This window comes from Lentzea sp. NPDC005914 (assembly GCF_040629405.1).
In the GTDB taxonomy this organism is placed as follows: Bacteria; Actinomycetota; Actinomycetes; order Mycobacteriales; family Pseudonocardiaceae; genus Lentzea.
On the sequence record NZ_JBEXVQ010000048.1, the window covers coordinates 55,363 to 77,149 of the forward strand.

The 21,787-nt window shown below is 67.5% G+C and carries 20 protein-coding genes; 13 read left to right on the top strand and 7 right to left on the bottom strand.

What is annotated here, in order from left to right; all coding sequences use genetic code 11:
* Window position 1 precedes the first annotated feature (1 nt).
* From ABZ345_RS42210 to ABZ345_RS42235, 6 genes are read right to left on the bottom strand one after another with little or no spacing between them, the layout of a single operon-like run.
* Entirely contained in the window at window positions 2-1,018 is a 1,017-nt protein-coding gene (locus tag ABZ345_RS42210; protein WP_359860574.1) for an ABC transporter permease, read from the bottom strand.
* Window positions 1,015-2,490, bottom strand: a complete 1,476-nt coding sequence (locus tag ABZ345_RS42215; protein ID WP_359860575.1) for a sugar ABC transporter ATP-binding protein — start codon at window positions 2,488-2,490, stop codon at window positions 1,015-1,017. The genes ABZ345_RS42210 and ABZ345_RS42215 overlap by 4 nt, the downstream gene beginning before the upstream one ends.
* On the bottom strand, window positions 2,490-3,524 hold the full coding sequence (locus ABZ345_RS42220) for a sugar ABC transporter substrate-binding protein (protein ID WP_359860576.1): 1,035 nt from the start codon (window positions 3,522-3,524) through the stop codon (window positions 2,490-2,492). The genes ABZ345_RS42215 and ABZ345_RS42220 overlap by 1 nt, the downstream gene beginning before the upstream one ends.
* Before the next feature lie 15 nt (window positions 3,525-3,539).
* Window positions 3,540-4,292, bottom strand: coding sequence for an SDR family oxidoreductase (locus tag ABZ345_RS42225; RefSeq protein WP_359860577.1), 753 nt, complete (start codon window positions 4,290-4,292; stop codon window positions 3,540-3,542).
* Complete coding sequence (locus tag ABZ345_RS42230) at window positions 4,285-5,595, bottom strand: enolase C-terminal domain-like protein (protein WP_359860578.1); 1,311 nt, start codon at window positions 5,593-5,595, stop codon at window positions 4,285-4,287. Before ABZ345_RS42230 ends, ABZ345_RS42225 begins: the two co-directional genes overlap by 8 nt.
* Window positions 5,596-5,598: 3 nt before the next feature.
* Window positions 5,599-6,453, bottom strand: a complete 855-nt coding sequence (locus tag ABZ345_RS42235; protein WP_359860579.1) for a fumarylacetoacetate hydrolase family protein — start codon at window positions 6,451-6,453, stop codon at window positions 5,599-5,601.
* 114 nt (window positions 6,454-6,567) lie between these two features.
* Here ABZ345_RS42235 and ABZ345_RS42240 point away from each other — a divergent pair, with 114 nt between their 5' ends.
* From ABZ345_RS42240 to ABZ345_RS42270, 7 genes are all read left to right on the top strand, one after another.
* Complete coding sequence (locus ABZ345_RS42240; protein ID WP_359860580.1) at window positions 6,568-9,384, top strand: S8 family serine peptidase; 2,817 nt, start codon at window positions 6,568-6,570, stop codon at window positions 9,382-9,384.
* Window positions 9,385-9,435: 51 nt separating this feature from the next.
* Complete coding sequence (locus tag ABZ345_RS42245) at window positions 9,436-10,353, top strand: BadF/BadG/BcrA/BcrD ATPase family protein (RefSeq protein WP_359860581.1); 918 nt, start codon at window positions 9,436-9,438, stop codon at window positions 10,351-10,353.
* A gap of 100 nt (window positions 10,354-10,453) precedes the next feature.
* Window positions 10,454-10,717, top strand: coding sequence for a hypothetical protein (locus tag ABZ345_RS42250; protein WP_359860582.1), 264 nt, complete (start codon window positions 10,454-10,456; stop codon window positions 10,715-10,717).
* A complete protein-coding gene (locus ABZ345_RS42255) occupies window positions 10,717-11,043 on the top strand; it encodes a hypothetical protein (protein ID WP_359860583.1) in 327 nt (108 codons plus the stop codon). Before ABZ345_RS42250 ends, ABZ345_RS42255 begins: the two co-directional genes overlap by 1 nt.
* Complete coding sequence (locus ABZ345_RS42260; RefSeq protein ID WP_359860584.1) at window positions 11,040-12,338, top strand: hypothetical protein; 1,299 nt, start codon at window positions 11,040-11,042, stop codon at window positions 12,336-12,338. Before ABZ345_RS42255 ends, ABZ345_RS42260 begins: the two co-directional genes overlap by 4 nt.
* Window positions 12,335-13,537 (top strand): hypothetical protein, encoded by a 1,203-nt coding sequence (locus ABZ345_RS42265; RefSeq protein WP_359860585.1) that lies wholly within the window; start codon window positions 12,335-12,337, stop codon window positions 13,535-13,537. Before ABZ345_RS42260 ends, ABZ345_RS42265 begins: the two co-directional genes overlap by 4 nt.
* Window positions 13,538-13,607: 70 nt before the next feature.
* Window positions 13,608-13,868 (top strand): hypothetical protein, encoded by a 261-nt coding sequence (locus ABZ345_RS42270; protein WP_359860586.1) that lies wholly within the window; start codon window positions 13,608-13,610, stop codon window positions 13,866-13,868.
* Here the strand turns inward: ABZ345_RS42270 and ABZ345_RS42275 are convergent.
* Window positions 13,865-14,512 (bottom strand): DUF3159 domain-containing protein, encoded by a 648-nt coding sequence (locus tag ABZ345_RS42275; RefSeq protein WP_359860587.1) that lies wholly within the window; start codon window positions 14,510-14,512, stop codon window positions 13,865-13,867. The two genes, ABZ345_RS42270 and ABZ345_RS42275, sit on opposite strands and share 4 nt — an antisense overlap.
* Before the next feature lie 126 nt (window positions 14,513-14,638).
* Here ABZ345_RS42275 and ABZ345_RS42280 point away from each other — a divergent pair, with 126 nt between their 5' ends.
* From ABZ345_RS42280 to ABZ345_RS42305, 6 genes are read left to right on the top strand one after another with little or no spacing between them, the layout of a single operon-like run.
* Window positions 14,639-15,850, top strand: coding sequence for an ROK family protein (locus ABZ345_RS42280; RefSeq protein WP_359860588.1), 1,212 nt, complete (start codon window positions 14,639-14,641; stop codon window positions 15,848-15,850).
* A gap of 16 nt (window positions 15,851-15,866) precedes the next feature.
* Window positions 15,867-17,195 carry an ABC transporter substrate-binding protein gene (locus ABZ345_RS42285; RefSeq protein WP_359860589.1) on the top strand — a complete coding sequence of 443 codons (1,329 nt, stop codon included), beginning with the start codon at window positions 15,867-15,869 and terminating at the stop codon, window positions 17,193-17,195.
* A gap of 11 nt (window positions 17,196-17,206) precedes the next feature.
* Window positions 17,207-18,181 carry a sugar ABC transporter permease gene (locus ABZ345_RS42290; RefSeq protein ID WP_359860590.1) on the top strand — a complete coding sequence of 325 codons (975 nt, stop codon included), beginning with the start codon at window positions 17,207-17,209 and terminating at the stop codon, window positions 18,179-18,181.
* The gene (locus ABZ345_RS42295) at window positions 18,178-19,071 is read left to right on the top strand and encodes a carbohydrate ABC transporter permease (RefSeq protein WP_359860591.1); all 894 of its coding nucleotides are present in this window, start codon (window positions 18,178-18,180) and stop codon (window positions 19,069-19,071) included. Before ABZ345_RS42290 ends, ABZ345_RS42295 begins: the two co-directional genes overlap by 4 nt.
* Window positions 19,068-20,336 (top strand): 6-phospho-beta-glucosidase, encoded by a 1,269-nt coding sequence (locus tag ABZ345_RS42300; RefSeq protein WP_359860592.1) that lies wholly within the window; start codon window positions 19,068-19,070, stop codon window positions 20,334-20,336. Before ABZ345_RS42295 ends, ABZ345_RS42300 begins: the two co-directional genes overlap by 4 nt.
* Before the next feature lie 5 nt (window positions 20,337-20,341).
* A complete protein-coding gene (locus tag ABZ345_RS42305) occupies window positions 20,342-21,364 on the top strand; it encodes a BadF/BadG/BcrA/BcrD ATPase family protein (protein ID WP_359860593.1) in 1,023 nt (340 codons plus the stop codon).
* The last annotated feature ends 423 nt before the right edge of the window (window positions 21,365-21,787 follow it).

Below are 21,787 nucleotides of genomic sequence, written 5' to 3' on the forward strand. Positions count from 1 at the left end.
ATCACTCCTGCTTCTGACCGGTCGCGAACCGGGTCACGATCAGCGCGAGGATGATCACCGCGCCGTACGAGGCCTTGATGTAGAAGCCGGAAACACCCTGCAACCGCAGGATCTGCTCCACGAGCCCCAGCATCAGCACACCGGACAGAGCACCGAACAGCGTGCCCTTGCCTCCCTGCAGCGAGATGCCGCCGATCACCGCGGCCGCGAAGACCTGGAAGATCATGCCCTCGCCCTGCGTCGCGGCCACCGAGCCGAGCCGCCCGGTCATCAGGATGCCCGCGACGACGGCCAGCACGCTGCCGATGATCAGCACGATCCACACCACGCGGTCCACCCGGATACCGGCGGCACGCGCGGCCTCCGAGTTGCCGCCGATCGCGTACAACGAGCGTCCGGCGCGCAGGTACTTCAGCACGAAGATGCCCACCGCGTAACAGAGAACGCAGATCCACACCGCCGCCGGCAGTCCGAGCCACGTCGTGGAACCCAGGTACAGGAACGACTCCGGCACGTCGATCAGCGACTTGCCCTCGGTGATCGCGAGCTGCAGACCGCGCAGCATCGTCAGCATGCCCAGGGTCACCATGAACCCGGACAGGCCGACCTTCAGGATCAGGAACCCGTTCAGCCCACCGATCAGAACGCCGATCAGCAGGCACAACGGCAGTGCCATCCACGCGGACAGACCCACGTCGAGCCCGCCGGCGGACGCGGGGATGATCAACGCGACGGCCAGCGCGGGTGCGAGACCGACCGTCGACTCGAGCGACAGGTCCATCTTGCCGACGATCAGGATCATCGCCTGCCCCAGCACCAGCAACGACAGCTCGCTCTGCTGGGTCAGCACCGCGATCAGGTTGCCGGGCGTCAGGAAGATCGGCGACAACACGGCACCGATGATCAGCAAGATGATGATCACCGGGACAAGAGCGAGGTCCTGGTACCGCGCGAACTGGAACTTCTGCTTCCCAGGCGGCGTGGGAGCCGAGACCGGCGGAGTCATGGCTTTGGTCATTCCGAGCTCATTCCTTCAATGGCGGCGATGAGTTCCTGGTCGCGCCAGCCGCGCGAGAACTCACGCACGACCTCGCCGTGGAACATCACCAGAACACGGTCGCAGACCCGCAGGTCGTCCAGCTCGTCGGAGACGACGATCGCCGCCTTGCCCCGGCGTGCCTGCGCGTCGACCACCCCGAGCAGCGACTCCTTGGACTTCACGTCCACACCCGCGGTCGGGTTGATCAGCACCAGCACGGACGGGTCGCCGGCGAGTGCCCGCGCCATCACGACCTTCTGCTGGTTGCCGCCGGACAGGTCGGACACCGGCTGGTCCGGCCCGGCGGCCTTCACGTCATAGGAAGCGATCGCGGTGGACCCGGCGGAACGCTGCGCCGACGGCCACACGAAGGAACCCGCCGTGCTCATCGTCGCGTTCTCCGCGATCGACAGGTCCAGCACGAGCCCTTGGTGGTGCCGATCCCGTGGCACACAGCCGATCCCGGCCTTCAAAGCCGCCGGAACGTCACCACCGCGAACAGCCGATCCATCCACCGAGATCGAACCGGTAGAAGGCTTGCGCAGCCCGTAGACGGTCTCGGCGAACTCGTGCTTGCCCGACGACGCACTGCCCGCGAGCCCGATGACCTCACCGCGCGTCGCCGACAGCGAGACGCCGGAGAAGTGGTCCCCGCTCAACGAGGACACCGTCAGCACGAGATCCTCAGACGACGGCCGGTCGTCACCGCTGGGCACGTTCAGCCCACCGGCCTCACCGGTCATCGCCTCGATCAGGTCCGGCTTGGACATCTCGGCGACCGGAGCGGTGACGATGTGCCGCGCGTCGCGGTAGACCGTCACCGTCTGGCAGACCTCGTAGACCTCCTGCAGGTGGTGGGAGATGAACAGGAACGTCACTCCCTTGTCCTGCAACGACCTCATGCGGTCGAACAGCCGCTCGATCGCCGGGCCGTCGAGCTGCGCGGTCGGCTCGTCGAGGATCACGAACCGCGAGCCGATCGACAGCGCCCGTGCGATCTCGACGAGCTGCCGCTGTTCGACGGTCAGCGCGGACACCAGTTCGTCCGGGTGCACTGCCACGTCGTACGTCTCCAGCAACTCGGCAGCCTGATGCCGCAGCTTCTTCCAGCTGATCATCCCGCCGCCGAGGTCCTGCCTGTTGATGAACAGGTTCTCGGCGACCGACAGTTCCGGCACGACGGTCGACTTCTGGTACACGCAAGCGACGTGACGCCGCCACGCCGCGCGGTCGGCGACGGGCGGCGCGGGCTCGCCGAAGAAGCTGACCTCGCCCGCGTCCGGCACCTGCATGCCGGTCAGGACGGAGACCAACGTCGACTTGCCCGCGCCGTTGCGACCGACGAGCGCGTGCGACTCACCAGCTCGGATCTCGATGCCCACGTCGTCCAACGCGAGTGTGCGCCCGAACCTCTTCGTCACGCCACGCGCGACAGCCGCGAAGTCGTTCATCAGATCTGGTTACCCCAAAACGCCTTGTCGTCCACGTTCTCCTTGGTGATCAGCGGCGCGGGCAGCTGGTCCTCCAGGCGGCCACCGCCGACGTCGACGATCGTGGAGTCGTGGTCGGTCTTGCCGGGCTGGAACGTCTTGCCCTCGACCGCGGCCTTGGCGTAGAAGAGCGCCCACTGCGCGTAGAGGTCGGCCGGCTGCGAGACGGTCGCGTCGATCTCACCGTCGCGGATCGCCTTCAGCTCCGACGGGATGCCGTCGTTGGAGACGATGAAGATGTGCTTCGGGTCGCTCGGCGGCACCAGCAGGTTCTTCTGCTTCAACAGCTGCAGCGTCGGCGCGAGGAACACACCGCCGGCCTGCATGTAGATGCCGTTGATGTCCGGGTGCTGGTTGAGCCTGGTCTGCAGCGCCGCGGACGCCTTCGGGCCCTCCCAGTCGGTCGGCTCCTCGAACACCGTGATGTTCGGGTAGTCCTTCTTCATGCACGCGGCGAACGCCTCGGAGCGGTCACGGCCGTTGACCGACGACAGCGCGCCCTGGAACTCGATGACCTTGCCCTTGCCACCCAGCTTGTCGCCGAGGAACTTGCAGGCCTTCTCGCCGTACGCCTTGTTGTCCGCGCGCACGACCATGTAGGTCTTGCCCTTGTCCGGACGGGTGTCGACGGTGACGACCGGGATCTTCGCCTTGTCCAGGCGGTCCAGGGTGGACGCGATCGCGCCGGTGTCCTGCGGCGCCATGATGATCGCCTTGGCACCCTGCGACTGCAGCGACTGGGCGTTGGCGACCAGCGTCTCCACCTTGTTCTGCGAGTTGGTGGGGTTCAGCAGGTTGACGCCGAGATCCTTGGCCTTGTCCGGGAAGTACTTGATGTAGGAGTTCCAGAAGTCGGAGTCGGCCCGCGGGTGGTCGGCGCCGATCGGGCCGACACCACTGCTCCCGGTCCCGGTGGACCCGCCACCACAGGCGGACAGTGTGAGTGCACCGGCGAGCGCGAGGCACACCGCAGCGGTGAGGTTGCGACGCTTCATCGTGTCATTTGCCTTTCATGACTGCTTGGGACGCAAGCGCAGGCCATACATGCCACCGTCGACGGCGAGGATCGTGCCTGCGGTGGAACCGGAAAGCGGGCTCGCCAGGTAGGCGATCGCGCCCGCGACCTCATCGGCGGAGACCAGACGACCGTGCGGCTGGCGTGCCTCCAACGCGGCCCGTTCGGCTGCCGGGTCAGGCGCCGAGTCGAGCAGACGGCCCACCCACGGGGTGTCCGCCGTGCCGGGAGCGACCGCGTTGACGCGAATTCCTTCGCGGACGTGGTCGGCGGCCATCGCGAGCGTCAGCGAGTACACCGCGCCCTTGCTGGCCGAGTAGAGAGCACGCTGCGGGAGCCCGGCCCACGCAGCGATGGAGCAGGTGTTGACGATCGCCGCGGACGGCGAGTTCCTGAGGTGCGGCAACGCGGCCCGCGAGACGCGCACCATGCCGAGCACGTTGACGTTGAGGACTTTGAGCCACTCGTCGTCATCGTTCGCCGCGACATCGCCCTGGGAGCCGATGCCCGCGTTGTTCACCACGACGTCGATCCGTCCGAACCGCTCGACGACCTCGTCGATCGCGGCCTTGACGCTCTCGTCGTCCGACACGTCCGCGCGGATCCCGACGAGCGGGTCCTTCACGTCCGGGTTGAGGTCCAGTGCCACGGCCCTGGCACCGCGCGACGCCAGCAGGTTCGCCGTGGCAAGCCCGATGCCGGACGCACCGCCGGTGACGACGGCGACAAGTCCTTCGAAGTCAGTCATTCTCGCCCTCCAGTGCTGTCCACACGGGACCCTCCGGGTACACGTAGTCGGACAGCGTCTCGTCCTTGAGCTGAGCGGAGAATCCCGGCTCGGCGGGTGCCAGGTAACGACCGTTCTCGACGACGGCCGGGTCCAGGAAGTGCTCGTGCAGGTGGTCGACCCACTCGATCACGCGCTCGCCGATCTCGCCGGAGACCGCGACGTAGTCGAAGAACGACAGGTGCCTGACCAGTTCGCAGAGGCCGACGCCACCCGCGTGCGGGCACACCGGGACCTCGAACTTCTTGGCCAGCAACAGGATCGCGATGTTCTCGTTCACGCCGGCGACCCGGCAGGCGTCGAGTTGCAGCACGTCGAGCGCGCCGGCCTGCAGCATCTGCTTGAACACCACGCGGTTCTGCACGTGCTCGCCGGTGGCCACGCGGATCGGGGCCAGCGCGTCGGCGATCGCGCGGTGGGCCAGCACGTCGTCCGGCGAGGTGGGCTCCTCGATCCAGTACGGGTTGTACGGCGCCAGCTCACGCATCCAGCGCACGGCCGTGTCGACGTCCCAGCGCTGGTTCGCGTCCACCGCCACGCGCACGTCCTCGCCGACGACCTCGCGGGCGAGCTTCATCCGGCGGACGTCGTCGTCGAGGCTGCCGCCGACCTTCAGCTTGATCATGTCGAAGCCGTCGGCGAGAGCCTGACGGGCCAGCCCGGCGAGCTTCTCGTCGGAGTAGCCGAGCCAGCCGGGTGAGGTCGTGTAGGCCGGATATCCGTCGCGGGCAACGGTTTCCGCGCGCTCGGCCTTGCCGTGCTCGATCTTGCGAAGGATCTGCAGCGCGTCGTCGGGCGTCAGGGCATCGCTCAGATACCGGAAGTCGACGAGGCTGACGATCTCTTCCGGCGTCATCTGGGCGAGGAACCGCCAGACCGGTAACCCGGCGCGGCGGGCGGCGAGGTCCCACGCGGCGTTGACGACCGCGCCGATCGCCATGTGCGCGACGCCCTTCTCGGGGCCGAGCCAGCGGATCTGCGAGTCGCCGATCAGCTCGAAGTACAGCTCGGCGAGCCCCTTCGCCGACTCCGGCACGTCCTTGCCGACGACGTGCGGTGCCAGCGCCTTGATCGCGGCGGCCTGCACGTCGTTGCCGCGGCCGATGGTGAACGCGAGCCCGTGGCCCTCCGGTCCGTCGTCGGTGCGCAGGACGACGTAGGCGGCCGAGTAGTCCGGGTCCGGGTTCATCGCGTCGGAGCCGTCGAGCTCACGCGAGGTCGGGAACCGGATGTCCAGCACGTCCAGTGCGATGATCTTGGGCATGGGTCACGCCTGCCCGAGGGTCTGGCGTTGTTTCCCGAGGCCCTCGATCTCCAGCTCGACCACGTCACCGGCACGCAGGTACGGCTTGGGCTCCGCCTGGCCGAGCGCGACACCGGCGGGTGTGCCCGTGTTGATGACGTCACCCGGTCGAAGGACAAGGAACTGGCTGAGGTAGCGCACGATCTCCGCCACCGGGAAGATCATGTTCTTGGTGGACGAGTTCTGCTTGATCTCGCCGTTCACCCAGAGCCGCATCTCCAGGCTCTGCGGGTCGGAGATCTCGTCGGCGGGCACGAGGAAGGGGCCGAGAGGGTTGAACGTCTCGCAGTTCTTGCCCTTGTCCCACGTCCCGCCGCGCTCGATCTGGAACTCCCGCTCGGAGACGTCGTGCGAGAGCACGTACGCGCCGACGCACGCCAGAGCGTCCTCTTCGGACTCGAGGTAGCGAGCGGTGCGGCCGATGACGACGCCGAGCTCGACCTCCCAGTCGGTCTTCACGGACCGCCGCGGGACGAGCACCTCGTCGTACGGGCCCACGATCGTGTCGGGCGTCTTGAGGAACATCACCGGCTCGCCCGGGATGTCCGCGCCGGTCTCCTCCGCGTGGTCGCGGTAGTTGAGGCCGATGCAGATGACCTTGCCCGGACGTGCGAGCGGCGGCCCGACGCGCAGGCCTTCGGCGTCGACGGCGCTGAGCTCGCCGGCTTCGAGGGCGGCGCGGACGCGGGCCACACCGTCGTTGGCCAGGAACGCGCCGTCGATGTCCGGAGTGATCGGTAGGAGGTCGTATGTCGTCCCGTCGTCGGTCCTCACTGCGGGACGTTCGTCACCGACCGGCCCCAGGCGCAAAAGCTGCACGGCCGTTCCTCCTCTGGGTCACACCGCACGAAATACATCGGATGTATAGCCCCGGGAGCCCACGTTCGTCTAGGTCCTGACGTGAAGTCGTCCGATGACTAAGAGGAGTCGATCATGAAAATGGTGGCCGCATCACTCCTGGTGGGCGCACTGATCACGCCGTCCGGCCCAACCGAGCCCGTAACCGTTTTCGTGGAGCTGACCTCGACCGCCGCCGTCGACGCGGCGAGCGTTTCACAGGCGCGTTCAGCACGGGACCGCACGTCCGCGTCGGCTTCTCGGGTCGTTTCCCGGTCTGGCGGCCGAGAGGTTGCCCGAACGTCCAACGCCGTGCCGGGTGTCGTTCTCTCGGCGGGAAAGTCCCGCCTGTCCTCTTTGTCCCACATGCCGGAGGTCCGGGCCGTTCACCGGATGGCGCCGAAGAAGCTCACCAACGCGCACGCCGTCCGTCTCACCCGGACTTCCGACGCGTGGAAGTCGTTCGGGCGGTTCGGCGACGGCGTCCGGATCGGGGTGATCGACACCGGGATCGATTACCGGCACGCGGACTTCGGTGGCGGGTCGTTCCCCACCGCGAAGGTCGTCGGCGGCCACGACTTCGCGGGCGACGCGTACACCGGGAAGCCCGGCTCGCTGCCCGAGCCGGACGCCGACCCGATGGACTGCGAGGGCCACGGCACGCACGTCGCCGGGACCGCGGTCGGGTTCGGGGTGAACGCCGACGGGACGACCTATCGCGGGTCCTACGCTTCCGTCGATCTGGACTCGATGAAGATCGGGCCTGGTACCGCGCCCAAGGCGTTGCTCTACGCGTTGAAGGTGTTCGGGTGCGAGGGCGGAACGAACCTGACCGCGCAGGCGCTGGACTGGGCGCTCGACCCCAACGGCGACGGGGACTTCTCCGACCGGCTCGACGTCGTGAACCTGTCGCTGGGCAGCGACTTCGGCGCTCCGGACGACCCCGACGCCCTGTTCGTGCGCAAGCTGACGCAGAACGGCGTGGTGGTCGTTGCCGCCGCTGGGAACGGTGGCGACTTCTACGACGTCGCCGGTTCACCGGGCAACGCTGCCGAAGCGATCTCGGTGGCCAACATCCGGGACGACTTCTCGATGCTGGACGGGCTGGAAGCGTCGGGCAAGCAGTGGCCGGGGCAGTACAGCATCAACTTCAAGGGATCCGTCGATCTCACGTTGCCCGTCGTGCGGCTGTCGTCCGATGTGGACGGTTGCAAGCCGATCTCCGAGAAGCTGGACGCGAAGATCGTCTGGTTGGAGTGGGACGACAACGACGCCACCCGTGCCTGCGGCTCCGGTGCTCGCACGGACAACGCGTGGAAGGCCGGGGCGGCCGGAGTTCTGCTGCCGACCTCGCTGCCGGTGTTCGCGGCCGGGATCGCCGGCAACGCGCACATTCCGGCGTTTCAGCTGACGGCGGCGGCTTCCGCGGCTCTGCGTCCGGCGCTGGAGGCCGGGACGTTGTCGGTGCACATGACCTCGGCCTTGAAGCTCGCCGTGCCGTCGGTCGAACCTTCGATCGCGGACACGATGACTCCTTCTTCGTCGCGGTCCCGTTCGTCGATCTCGGTGGCCGCGCCCGGTGACACGATCTTCTCCGCGGCTGCCGGGACCGCGTCCGACGGCGCTTCGCTGGGCGGGACGTCGATGGCTTCGCCGCACGTCGCGGGTATCGCGGCGTTGCTGCGCGAAGCCCATCCGAAGTGGACTGCCGCCGAGATCAAGGCCGCGCTGATGAACACCGCCGACGGCGTCATTCGCGACTCCGCCGGCGTGCGCGAGGCTCCGATGCGGGTCGGCGCCGGTCGGGTGGACGGGCTCGCGGCGCTGTCGGCGGACGTGCTGGCGTTGGGCGACGCGTCGTTCGGCACGGTCGAGGTGAGCGGGCCGTTGTTGAACAGTCGAACGATCCGATTGTTCAACAAGGGGACGACCTTCGTCAGCCTGCACGCGCGGTACGAGCCCATCACGTCGGTTCCGGGCGTGTCCTTCCTGGTCGCCACGCCTTATGTGGTGCTGCCGCCGGGCGGATCGGCGAAGGTGCACGTCCAGATGCGGATCTGGAACCCGGCGGCGTTGCGCAAGTCGGCCGACCCCACGGTGTCGCCGGCCGAGGGGCGGCAGTTCCTGGCGGAGGCGTCCGGCCTGGTGATGTTCTCGGGCGACCGTTCACTTCGGGTGCCCGTCTACGCGGCGCCGAAGCCGGTGTCGCGGCTGAGCGTGGTGGCCGGACGGGTCGTCGGCGCGGGCCTCGACCAAGAGGGCTACCAGGCCCGCATGACCGTGCTGCAGCTCGGCGCCCGTTCGGGCCGCCTGCCCGACTGCGGCCCTGCGGTGCAGGACGACTGCGCCGTCAACCGCACGGCTCGCGGCGGCGACCTCCGGTACGTCGGTGCCACGGCGACTCCTGAGCTGCTGGCGTTCGGCGTCGCGACCTGGGACACCTGGACCAATCTCGGCAGCAACACCCAGCCGCAGGTGAAGTTCTCGGTGGGCGGCAAGGACTTCGTGACCACCGCCGTCAAGCCGACCAACGACAAGGACGACGTGACCGCCGACATCTGGCTGGCCCGCACCGTCGTCGCCGGCACGAAGGACGTCGTCGACGAGCAGCCCATGAACGGACTCGACGGGTCCATCGACTCGAACGTGTTCGACAGCGATGTCGTGGTGCTGCCGGTGTCGCGGTCGGTGCTGCCCGAGGGCCCGGTGACCTACACCGTCGGCATGGACGGCCGCTACACCGCGCCGGCGGACTCCGACGAGCTCGTCGACGTTGCTCCGTCTGCCGTCTTCTCCTACGAGGTGACCGTTCCGTCACTGTCCACTGTGGTACATCCGGGTGATCAAGTTCCTTCTGGATCGTTGGTGTTGTTCCACCACAACGCGACCGGTAACCGGGTGCTGATCCGGTGACACCCGGTTGGGCGTGCCCGAGGTGAGCGACTCTCGGCATACTCGGTCGGTATGGATCTGGTGGTGGGACTCGACGCGGGCGGCACGTCGACCAGGGCGTTGGTGCTCGATCTCGACGGGGCCCGCCTCGGCCAGGGCGTGGCGGGCGGCGCCAACCCGAACTCGCACCCGCCGTCGGTTGCCGCCGCGCACATCGGCGAGGCCCTGGCGGAAGCGCTGGACGGCCTGGACTCCCGCAAGGTCCGCTCCGGCGTCCTCGGCATGGCCGGCGCGTCGAAGATGACCGACCCGGCGGTGCTCGAGCTCTTCCAGCAGGCGTGGGAAAGCGCGGGCCTGCACTGCCCGATGCGCGTGATCACCGACTGCGAGGCCGCCTTCGCCACCGGCACCTCGTCCCCTGACGGCACGGTCTTGGTGGCGGGCACCGGTTCCATCGCCGGACGTGTGGTGGACCACCGCATGGTCGGCCAGTCCGGCGGCTACGGCTGGCTGATCGGCGACGACGGCTCGGCGTTCTGGCTGGGCCGCGAAGCCGTCCGCGCCACCCTGCGTTTGCTGGACCTCGGCGCAGCTCTCGAAGGCCTCGCCACCGCGGTCCTGACCGCCGCGGGCGCCCGGAACCGCGGCCAGTTGATCAACGCCGTCAACGCCCAGCCACCGATCAAGCTGGCCCAGTTCGCCCCTCTGGTCAGCGCCGCCTACCACCACGGCGACCCGGAGGCCCTGACGATCGTCGCCTCCGCCGCCCGCCTGCTCGCCGACACCGCCTCAGCCGTCCGCAAGCCCTCCGACACCTCACCGATCGTGCTGGTCGGCTCCCTGATCAAGACCCCGGTCGGCACCCACCTGAAGCAGGAACTGCTCACGCGCTGCAACGCCCAGGTGATCATGGCGACCGAAGGCGCGGCGGGCGCGGCCTGGCTCGCGGCCGTTGACGTGCTCGGACCGACCGCTCCTCGCCCTGCTTAGCCCGTTTCGCCAGCGCTCCTCCGTCGCTCTCGGTAACGTCCTCCTCACGCACGTGCAAGGGGGGCCTGCATGACTGATCCACACCAGCTGATCTCGGACTATGAACAGCGCACCGCCGCGCTGCTCGAAAGGCAGCGGAAGCCAAGTCCCAGATCGCGAACCTGACCGGTCGCAGATCCCGAAGATCGACGTCCCGGACGAGCCCGACGACGCGCCTGCTCCGCCGCAGCAGTTCGTGGTGAACGAGGAACAGCAGTACGAGACGCAGCCGCCACCCGCGCCTCGCCCGGCGCGCCGTCCCGTCGAGGACGACGACACGGACTACGACCAGCGCGGCATCTTCAAGAAGGAAGGTGGCTGGTGATGTCCGGCTTCCAGATCGACCTCCAAGCCTTGGAGGTCCACGAACGCGAACTGAAGGCCCTCATCGCAGGCCTCCCCGACGCCGCCGACGCAGCGTCTGACTACTTCGGCAACCCTCAGGCGTGGGGCATCGTCGGCATGTTCTTCGCCGAGATCATGCAGAACTGGACGAACGACGCGGGCGAGTACGTCGACACCGTCAAGAAGGCGGGAGACTCCGTGGTCGAGAACTTCTCCGGTATGCGCCAGACCTACGCCGACCAGGAGGAAGCCATGGCGCAGGCGTTCGGCAAGCTGCGCGAGGGCCTGGACGGGGTGCAGCCGTGAGCGAGGACGGACCCGAGAACATCGGCGAACTGAACCCGCTCAACGCCAGCGAGCCGTCCTCGCTTTCCGACGCCGCCGGGTTCTCGAACTTCGACAGCCCGACGCAGGCGTGGGATGCCGCCGGCATCTTCACCAGTTCAGCCAACCTGATCTACGACGGCTTCAATGGCGACTGGACAGCCGTCCTCGGCGACTTGGCCGGTCTCGGCATGGACCTGCTCGGGTTCGTCACCAACCCTCTCGGCAGCCTGCTGTCGGCGGGCATCGGCTGGCTGATCGAGCACATCGGGTTCCTCAAGGAGGGCCTCGACCTGCTGGCCGGCGATCCGGACGCGGTCAACGCGATGGCGGCGACGTGGAGCAACATCGCCAAGCGCATGCAGGAAACTGCGGACAAGTACTCCGGCACGCTCAACACGTTGAGCGGCGCGCAGGGGGCCGCGATCGACGGCTACCGCAAGACCGTGCAGGACTTCTCGAACGTCGTCGCAGGCGGTGCCGGCCATGCCACCTCGGCTGCACAGGCGATGACTGTCGCGGCCTCGGCGGTCGGCGTGGTCCGCGGAGCGGTCCGGGACGCCATCGCGAGCTTCGTCTCGAACGCGATCATCAAGTTCGCCGCGGCGACGGCCCTGGCCCCGGTCACCTTCGGCGCTTCTGAGGCCGCGTTCATCGCCGACACAGTGGCGGAGGGTGCGATCACCGCGGGCAAGAACGCGAAGAAGATCAGCAAGGTCGTCAAGCAGCTGGAGAAAGTCGCCAACGAGGCCAAGAACTCGCGGAACATGATCAAGGGCACGACCAAGAACCTCGAGAAGACCGTCACGAAGTACAACCAGGACGCGGTCAAGCACGCCAACAAGGCGCTCAACACGGCCAAGAAAGCGCAGGCCGGCAAGCTCGATGCCGACGACGTCAAGAAGTTGAAGGAAATCGGCGAGCAGGGCGAGAAACTCAAGGGCGCCAAGAAGGACGCGATCGACTCGCTGTCGGACACGCGGAAGGACAACCTGCGCGAACGGATGGGCACCGACGACCCCAGGCTGGACCACGCCGGCGACATGCTCGAACGAGAAGTCCCGCTGGGGCCGGGCAGGCCGGAGATCAGCGTGCCGAAGTACCCCAAGATCCTCGGGAACGCCGGTGTCCAGGAATGGAGCGACCAGACGCACCGGGAGGCGGACGGCGGGGTCAAGCAGGACGAGAAGGACGAGGCCTGGCGCAAGTACTGGGCGGAACAGCGGGAAAACGCGCGCAAGCCCGGGCCGTTCCAGCGCATGGAAGGCGACCTGTGATCGAACTGTTCGCGCGCAGAGCGGCCGGACTGTCGCTGGTCGCCCTCACCGCGGTCGTCCCCCTCGCCGCGTACCCGAGCCTCCGCGACTGGGACGCGGAGCTCGCCGGGCGTACCAACTCTTCGTCGACAACCGTTCCTGAGCTCCTGCTCGGCGGCATCGGGATCTGGCTGATCATCGGTACCGGGCTGTGGTGGCACTGGCGCCGCACGACGATGTGGCCGGTCTGGGCGCGCTGGGCCGCGTTCCCCAGCTTGTTCATCTCGGTCTTCACCTGTTTCTCAATCGCGGAGCAGAGGAGCACGCCGATCGCGCTCGCGGTCGGCGTGGGGCTGATCCTGGCCTGTTGGTCGCTGAGCGAAGCGGTGCGGCTCGTCATGACCCGGCCCGTCACCTCGCGACTGGTCTCGTCGACCATGGAGATCCCTTTTCCCACAAGGGGACTCAAGGCTCGGTTGTGCGTCAGAGACGACAGGATCGTGCTGGACGGCCTGGCCTCTCGGCGGAAACGATCACGGGACGTCATCGCAGTGCCGTGGCAGACACTGCGGTCGATCAAGCTGATCGATGTCGAACAGGACATGGTCTGTCAGGTACTGGTGTTCTCCGGTCTGCCAGAGGCGAACACACGCGAGTTCGATGTGACACCTGGACCCGCGCTTCACTTGGTCGGCACCGCACGTGAGTTGCTCGTTCCGGTCACGGAAGAAGTGGGTCGTGCCGTCTTGCGAGCGGCCGAAATCCGGTCGGCCACCATCGAGGTCGACGAAGAAGATCTCACCGAAGGCGAATGGCACCGGAAGAGCGGCGCCAGGAGGACCGATTCGCTCACCGACGCTCAGCGTCGCGCGGGCGCACACCACCGCACCGACTACCGGCCGTACAAAATGGCCGTTGTGGCGGGGTTCCTGCTGATGCCACTGCTCATGCTGTCGGGCATGACACTGTCTCTCGCCGCCGGTTCCAAGAAGTGGCAGGAGCAGTTCTACGTCGTGGACGGCGTGGTGAAACCGTGGAACGTCGTGATCCTCGGGGTCGGCTCGATTCTGTTCCTGTTCTTGCTGAACCGCTTCGTGATGAAGCCCTTCTTCAGTTTCATGGAAGGGCAGAACTTCATCGAGGCGTTCCCCGAGCCACCTGCGCCGCCGAAGAACACCGGCACGGTGCCAGGGTCGGGCAGGAAGCGGAAGAAGCGCTAGGCGCTACAGATCACACCCGGTCCGTCACGTTCCGTCAACGAACACCGTGCCTGTCTGCCAAAGTGCAGAGATGACACATCTACTCGCGGACGCAGGCAGCGCCGGCTACGTGATCGGCCGGCTGGTGGGCTTCCTCTTCGTCCTGGGCATCATCGTCGGAGTGATCGTCGCGATCATCGCGCTCAGCACGAGGAACAAGCGCGGCCAGGCGCGGCAGCAGGAGCAGTACTGGGCCCAGCAAAGAGCGCAGCAGCGGTACGGACATCCTCAGCAGCAGCAGTACCCGGTCCAGCAGCACCCGCAGCAGGAGCAGTTCCCGCCGCAGACCTAAGCGGCGGTCTCAGACACCTGGGGATGACGGAAGCCGGGGTGGCCCGCAGGCAGCGCACGGCGCAGCAGCCACCCCGACACCAGGATGCAGACGATCTGCAGCGGCCACGACAGCAACGCACGAACCGTGGCCAGCCAGACGACCTGAGCATCGAGCCACAACGGCGTGAACACGGCGACGCGCAGCACGTACTGCCCGACCCAGGCCCACGACGCGACCGAGTAAGCGCGCAAAAGGGCAGGATCCCGCCGCCACCGGGTCTTCTGGCCGAGCAGCGTCCCCACCACCACGCCGAGCAACGGCCAGCGCACCGCGATCGAGCCCGCCCACGCCAGGGCCGAGGCCACGTTGGACAGCAGCTGGATGAGGAAGAAGTCCTCGACGCGCCCGGTGTACAGCGCCACCAACGCGGCTGCCACGACGAGCAGCACGGACAGCACCACGGCTCGGGGCTTCTCGCCGCGCACGAAGCGGAACACGCCGATCACCACGCCGCACAGCACGGCGACCACGGCACCTGCGCCGATCGAGTGACCCCACAGCAGCCAGCCCGCGACGAACGCCAGTGGTGGCAGGGAGGCGTCGAGGGCGCCGCCCCGGCCTCCGAGCAGTGATGCGAGCGACTCCTGGCGCACGTCGGTCATGATTCCAGACTGCCTTAGGCGAACCTAAGTCAGGTAACGGACCTATATCGGGGATTGACCCGGGTGAAGCAGGTCACTACCGTCACCGGAAATCGTCTGGAAAGTTAACAGACAGGAGCGGACCTAATGCGTGCCGGAAGCCCACGACTGCTGCGGGAGATCAACGACCGCGCAGCCATCGAGGCTTTGCTGCGCAACGGGCCGCTGACCAGGTCGGAGTTGGAGGGCCTGATCGGCCTCTCCAAGCCGGCGACCGCACAGCTGCTCACCCGGCTGGAAACCGCCGACACCGTGGTCCGCAACGGACTGCGCGGCGGTGGACGCGGGCCGCGTGCCCAGCTGTGGTCGGTCAACGGGGCCCTCGCGCACATCGCGGCCATCGACCTCACCCCCGAGACGGTCGACATCGCGATCGCGGACATCTCCGGTGCCGTGCTCACCGAGCACAAGGCGCCGATGCCCGCGAAGCACGGAGTGCTCGAGGCGTTCGTGAGCGCGGTCGGCAAGGCGTGCGGGCAGGCAGGCCTCGCTCCTGACCAGCTGCTGCACGCCGTGGTGGGCTGTCCCGGAGCGGTGAACCCCGCGAACGGCGAGCTCGCTTACGCACCACATCTGCCCGGCTGGAGCGGTTTCGACATGCCCGGCCGGTTGCGGGAGCAGCTCGCGACCTCGGTGAGCGTCGAGAACGACGTGAACCTCGTCGCGCTGGAGGAGATGGTCGCCGGCAGGGCCACCGAGGTGCGCGACTTCGTCGTCATCTGGCCCGCGGACCTCGTCGGTGCCGCTGTCGTGATCAACGGGGTGCTGCTGCGCGGCGCTTCCGGTGGTGCGGGCGAGATCGACGGGCTGATGATCCCCGACCGCGCCTCGGCCGACACCGACACCGATCGGTCCGGCGGGTCGTACGGCGAACTGCTCAGCAACGTTGCGATCTGCAAGCTCGCCAGGGCTCACGGGCTCGCCGCGCGCAACGGCCACGGTGCCGTGCGCAAGGCGTTGGCCGCGGGACCTGCGGGCCGGGAGTTCATGGTCGATCTCGCCAAGCGCATCGCCACGGGCGTGGCTAGCGTCGTCGCGGTGCTCGACCCGGAACTCATCCTCCTGTCCGGCGACATCGCCCAGGCAGGGGGAACCACGCTGAACGATCTCGTTGCCGCGGAACTGCGGCAACTGGTGGTGCCGCGAACACCTCTCCAACTGGCTTTGGTGACCGGGAAGCCGGTGCGCAGCGGCGCACTGCACTCGGCACTGGCAGTGGCACGCGAGACGGTGTTCGGCTTGCCGGCAGCCACCACGGCTCCATTCCGCGGCCCTGTGGTCGCCGGGTCCCCACGTTGATCGAGAAGGAGTGCACATGCGCAAGCACACCCGTGCTGCCTTGCTCTGTGTCGCCGCAGCGCTGACCCTCACCGCATGTGCGGCGGGCAAGGGTGGCGGCGCGAATTCCGAAGCCGCAGCTGCTCCTGGCAAGGACGACAAGCTGACCCTCACGGTCTGGAGCAACTACTCCGACCGCGAGTACGAAGAGGTCACCAAGGCCCTCAAGACGTTCAACAAGAAGTTCCCGAACATCGAGATCAAGCACGAGGGCTCGCAGGACGACGACAAGATCACCGCGGGTATCCGTTCGGGCAACACGCCCGACGTCGCGCTGTCGTTCACCACGGACAACATCGGCTCGTTCTGCTCCACCGGGGCGTTCCAGCCGCTGAAGCCGTACCTGGAGCGCGACAAGGTCGACCTGAACCAGATCACGCCGGCCGTGCGCGAGTACACCGAGTACAAGGGCAACCGCTGCGCGATGCCCATGCTCACCGACGTCTACGCCATGTACTACAACCAGGGCATGCTGACGGAGGCCGGAATCGCGGCCCCGCCGAAGACGCTGGACGAGCTGTTCGAAGACACGAAGAAGCTGACCAAGAAGGCGCCGAACGGCGACATCGAGGTCGCGGGTTACCTGCCCACCATGGGCTTCTACGCCAACCGCCCGACCATCCTGGCGCCGTCCTTCGGTGCCGAGTGGGCGACCAAGGACGGCAAGTCGGCGCTCTCCACCTCGCCCGGCTTCACCGAGATGATGACGTTCCAGAAGAAGCTCGTGGACTTCTACGGCTTCGACGCGCTGGAGCGCTTCCGCGCCGGTCTCGGCCAGGAGTACTCGGCCGACCACGCGTTCCACCAGGGCAAGATCGCGATCATGATGGACGGCGAGTACCGCACCGCCTTCCTCAAGGACCAGGCGCCGCAGATCAAGTTCGGCACGGCTCCGTTCCCGACCTGGAAGCCCGCCGACTACGGCACCGCCTTCACCACCGGCACGATCATGGGCATTCCCAAGGGCGCCAAGAACCCCGGCGCCGCGTGGGAGCTGATCAAGCACCTGTCGTTCGACACCGACACGATCGTCGACCTGTCCAACGCCATCAAGAACGTCCCGAGCACCAAGGCCGCGATGGACAGCTCGAAGCTGGAAGTCGACGAGCAGTTCAAGACGTTCATCGACCTGGCCAAGAGCGACAAGCTCAAGGGCAACCCGGTCACCCCGATCGGTGACGCGCACATCAAGGCCGTGACCGACTTCGCGGTGTCCTACACCTCGGGCAAGGAGCCGGATCTGGCTGCGGGCCTGAAGCAGGTCGACCAGAACATCGACGACCAGGTCGCCAAGAGCGGTAAGTAAGGGATTCCCAGATGACCGCCACGCTCGGCGCTCGGCCCGCCCCCGGCAGGGGGCGGGCACGTGCCCGCCACCGTCTCGCCGTGCTCGGGTTCATGGCCCCGGCCATCATCGGCTTCGTCCTGTTCTTCGGTTATCCGCTGGTCGCCACGGTCATCTTCAGCTTCACGAAGTACGACCTGATCAACGCTCCGGAGTTCACCGGTCTCGACAACTACACGTTCATGTTCAAGGACCCCTTGTTCATCAAGGCGATCCAGAACACGCTGTGGTTCGTCGTGGTGCTGACATTCGCGCGGACGGTGTTCGCGCTGGGCGTGGCGTCGGTCATCGCACGTCTCAAATCCGGCGTCGGTCTGATCCGCACGCTCTGCTATCTCCCGTCGCTCGCACCGCCCGTGGCCGCAACGCTGGTGTTCTTCATGGTGTTGCGCCCCAACGGCGGCCCGTTCGCGACGGTGCTCGACTGGTTCGGTCTGCAGTCGCCGCTGTGGTTCTCCGACCCCTCGTGGGCCAAGCCCGGCATCACCGCGATCATGCTGTGGATCTCCGGCGACCTGATGATCATCATCCTGGCCGCGATCCTCGACGTGCCGCAGGAGCAGTACGAGGCTGCCGAACTCGACGGCGCCGGCCCGATCCGCCGGTGGTGGCACGTCACGCTGCCGACGATCTCCCCGGTGCTGCTCTTCGGCATCGTGAACTCGGTGATCCTCGCCTTGCAGCTGTTCACCCAAGCTGTCGTCGCGGGGTCGGCAGGTTCTGGTTCAGCGGACTCGACGGGATCGACGAAGTACCTCGGGTTCCCGGACAACTCGACGCTGACGTTCCCGGTTTACCTGTACACGCAAGGCTTCCGGTACTTCGACATGGGCTACGCCGCCGCGATGGCGACAGTCCTGTTCATCATCTCGTTCGGCGTGACGATCGTGCTGGTGCAGCGGATGCGCAAGGGCTCCGCCGCTGAGGAAGGGGGCCCGGGAGCATGACCGCCACGCTCACCAAGCCACCGGTGGACGTCTCCACCGAGCCCGAACAGCCGAGGAAACCCCGTGATGTCAGGGGAATCCTCAACTGGGTCGCCACGCACGCGATCGGTCTCGTGCTGGGCCTGATGTTCGCGACGCCCGTGCTGTTCGTCTTCCTCACCGCGGTGATGTCGGACAACCAGGCCTTCACCTCGGACCTGTGGCCGCGGGAATGGCACTGGGAGAACTTCATCGAGGTCTTCGACAAGGCCCCGCTGTTCCAGTACCTGTTCAACAGCCTCACGTACTCGCTGCTCGCCACCGCGGGCATGCTGCTCTCATCGATCCCGGCGGCCTACGCGCTCGCGAAGCTCAAGTGGCGCGGGCGGAACGTGGCCTTCCTGCTGGTGATCGGCGCGATGATGCTGCCGCCGCAGGTCGTCGCGGTGCCGCTGTACGACAGCTGGTCGTCGCTCGGCCTGACCGGCACGCTCGTGCCGTTGATCGCTCCTTACTTCTTGTTCGACGCGTTCAGCATCTTCCTGCTGCGTCAGTTCATGCTGACCATCCCGCAGTCCTATGTGGACGCCGCGAGGGTGGACGGCTGCTCGGAGTTCCAGGCACTGGTGCGGATCATCGTGCCGATGGCCAAGCCCGGCATCGCGGCCACCGCGCTGTTCTGCTTCCTGTTCACCTGGAACGACTACTTCGGCCCGCTGCTCTACACCGGTGAGGTGAAGGATCAGTGGACGTTGTCGCTGGCACTGGCGACGTTCAAGGGCATGCACATCGTGCAGTGGAACTCAGCAATGGCGGTGACGTTCCTGACGATGATCCCGGCGATCATCTTGTTCATCTTCGCCCAGAAGTCGTTCGTCAAGGGCATCACCTTCACAGGAGTCAAGGGATGAAACTCACCGTCGTCGGTGGCGGGTCCACCTACACACCGGAGCTGATCGACGGCATTGCGGGCCGTCGCACCAGCCTCGCGGTGGACGAAATCGTCCTCGTCGACCCGGACGAGCACCGCCTGTCGATCATCGGCCCGTTCAGCCAGCGTCTGCTGCAGCACGCCGGACACCCGGCGAAGGTGCGCACCACGACGTCGCTGGAACAGGGTGTCGAGGGCGCGTCCGCGGTGCTCCTGCAACTGCGGGTCGGCGGCCAGGCGGCCCGAGCTTCCGACGAGACGTTCCCGCTCACCTGCGGGTGCGTCGGCCAGGAGACGACCGGCGCGGGTGGCCTCGCCAAGGCCCTGCGGACCGTGCCGGTCGTCCTGGACATCGCCGACAGGGTGCGTTCCATCGCCGGCGAGAACACCTGGATCGTGAACTTCACGAACCCGGTCGGCATCGTGACTCGAGCTCTGCTCCAGGCCGGCCACAAGGCGATCGGCCTGTGCAACGTGGCGATCACGTTCCAGCGCTGGACCTCCGGCCTGCTGGGCGTCGATCCGTCCACTGTGGAGCTCGAGCACGTCGGCCTGAACCACCTCACGTGGGAGCGCGGCGTCTACGTCGACGGCGTCGACCGCCTGCCGGAACTGCTCTCCCAGCACGCGGAAGGCCTCGCCGAGCACATCGGCATCGACGCCTCCCTGATGCAGCGCCTGAACATGGTTCCCTCGTACTACCTGAACTACTTCTACAACCACGACGAGGTCGTGAAGAAACAGCTCACCGAACCCCCGCGCGCCGAAGTCGTGGCCACGGTGGAAAAGGAGCTGCTGGACATCTACAGCGACCTCTCGGTCGTCACGAAGCCGGAACAGCTCGCCCAGCGCGGCGGTGCCTACTACTCCGAAGCAGCCGTGCAGCTAGTGCACGCGCTGACGGGCGGCGCCGGCGCCGAAAAGCACGTCGTGAACGTCCAGAACAACGGCTCTCTCCCGTTCCTCCCGGACGACGCCGTGATCGAAGTTTCGTCCACAGTGGACTCCAACGGCGGCGTCGCGCTGCCCGTCCGCCCGGTCGAGCCCTCGATCTCCGGCCTGATCTCGCACGTGACCGCCTACGAGTACCTCGCTCTGGAGGCCGCGATCCACGGCGGTCGCGACCGAGTGGCGAACGCACTGCTCGCCCACCCGCTGATCGGCCAGCACGCCATCGCGGACCAGCTGGCCGACGAGCTGATCGCGCAGAACCGCGATCTGCTGCCGTGGGTGAAGGGAAACTGAAACTGATGACCGACCGGGTGCTCGCCATCGACGGCGGGAACAGCAAAACCGCAGTCCTGCTGGTCGACTCCGACGGCAAGGTGCTCGCGCAGGTGCGCGGCCCCGGCGCGCCGCCGCAGACCGTGGGCATGAAGCGCGGACTCGACGTGTTCGAAGCCTTGGCACGCGAAGCCGCAGCTCAAGCGGGCCTGTCCCCCGACGAGCCGATCGCCACGCACACAGCCGCCTACCTGGCGGGGGCCGACCTCCCGCGAGAGGAGGAGGAACTGACGCGAGCGATCACCGAGCGAGGCTGGTCGAAAACAACCTTCGTCGGCAACGACACCTTCGCCCTCCTGCGCGCCGGCACAGCCTCCGGCGGCGGCGTGGCCGTGGTGTGCGGCGCGGGCATCAACGCGGTAGGCGTGGCCCGCGACGGCCGAACCCACCGCTTCCCCGCCCTGGGCGCGATCTCGGGCGACTGGGGCGGCGGCGGCCAACTGGGCAACGACGCCCTGTGGCACGCGGTCCGAGCGGAAGACGGCCGAGGCAAGCCCACCGAACTGCTCCCGGCACTCCTGGCCCACTACGGCGAACCGTCCATCCTCAAGGTGGTGGAAAAAATCCACTTCGAGGAGATCGAACTCGACCCGCACGCCCTCTGCCCCCTCGTCTTCGAGGTAGCGGCCCGAGGCGACGCCGTCGCGCTGGCCCAGGTCGACCGCCTGGTCGAGGAGATCGTCCTTCTCGCCACCGTCTCCATGCGCAAGCTCGACCTGATGGACGAGCCCGTGGACGTGGTGCTGGGCGGCGGAGTCCTGACCAACACAGGCGAAACGGTGGTCGGCCCGGTCCGCCGCCAGATCCTGGAAGCCGCCCCATTGGCGAACGTACGACTGGTAGACGTCCCACCCGTGGTGGGCGCCGCCCTCCTGGGCCTGGACACCATCGGAGCCTCGCCGGGCGCAGAGCTGAGGCTGCGCTCGGCCTACGACGATCACCTGCCCACCACCACCCCGTCCACCCTGGACGTGGTGGCCAGCGGTTAACACAGACCCCGTCTCAGGGGGTAGATCGGCGGCGGCGCCCCCTGAGACGGTCCCAACCCCACTGCTCGGGGTAGATCGGCGGCGGCATCCCGAGCAGTGGTCCCACCCCTTTCCGAGGGGGAGCTGATCGGCGGCGGCGCTCCCCTTCGGAAAGGTCCCAACGGCCCCCGCAGCGACTTCACGCGCCGACGTCGCTGCGGGGGTTTTCCATTGCCAGCCCCGAGCAGCCCAACGGCGCCCGATGCCGAAGGCGAGGCGACCCGATGGCGAAGCCGAGGCAAGGCGACGCCGAAGGCGAGCTGCTTGTCCCGTGCGCTCCGGGTGGGGTCCCGTCACGAGTCGTGCCTCAGCTCTTGCCGCGCCAGGGCAGGGGTGGGGAAGCGGAGCCGCGTTTGTGGCGGTGGCACCCCCACCCGCGGGGTG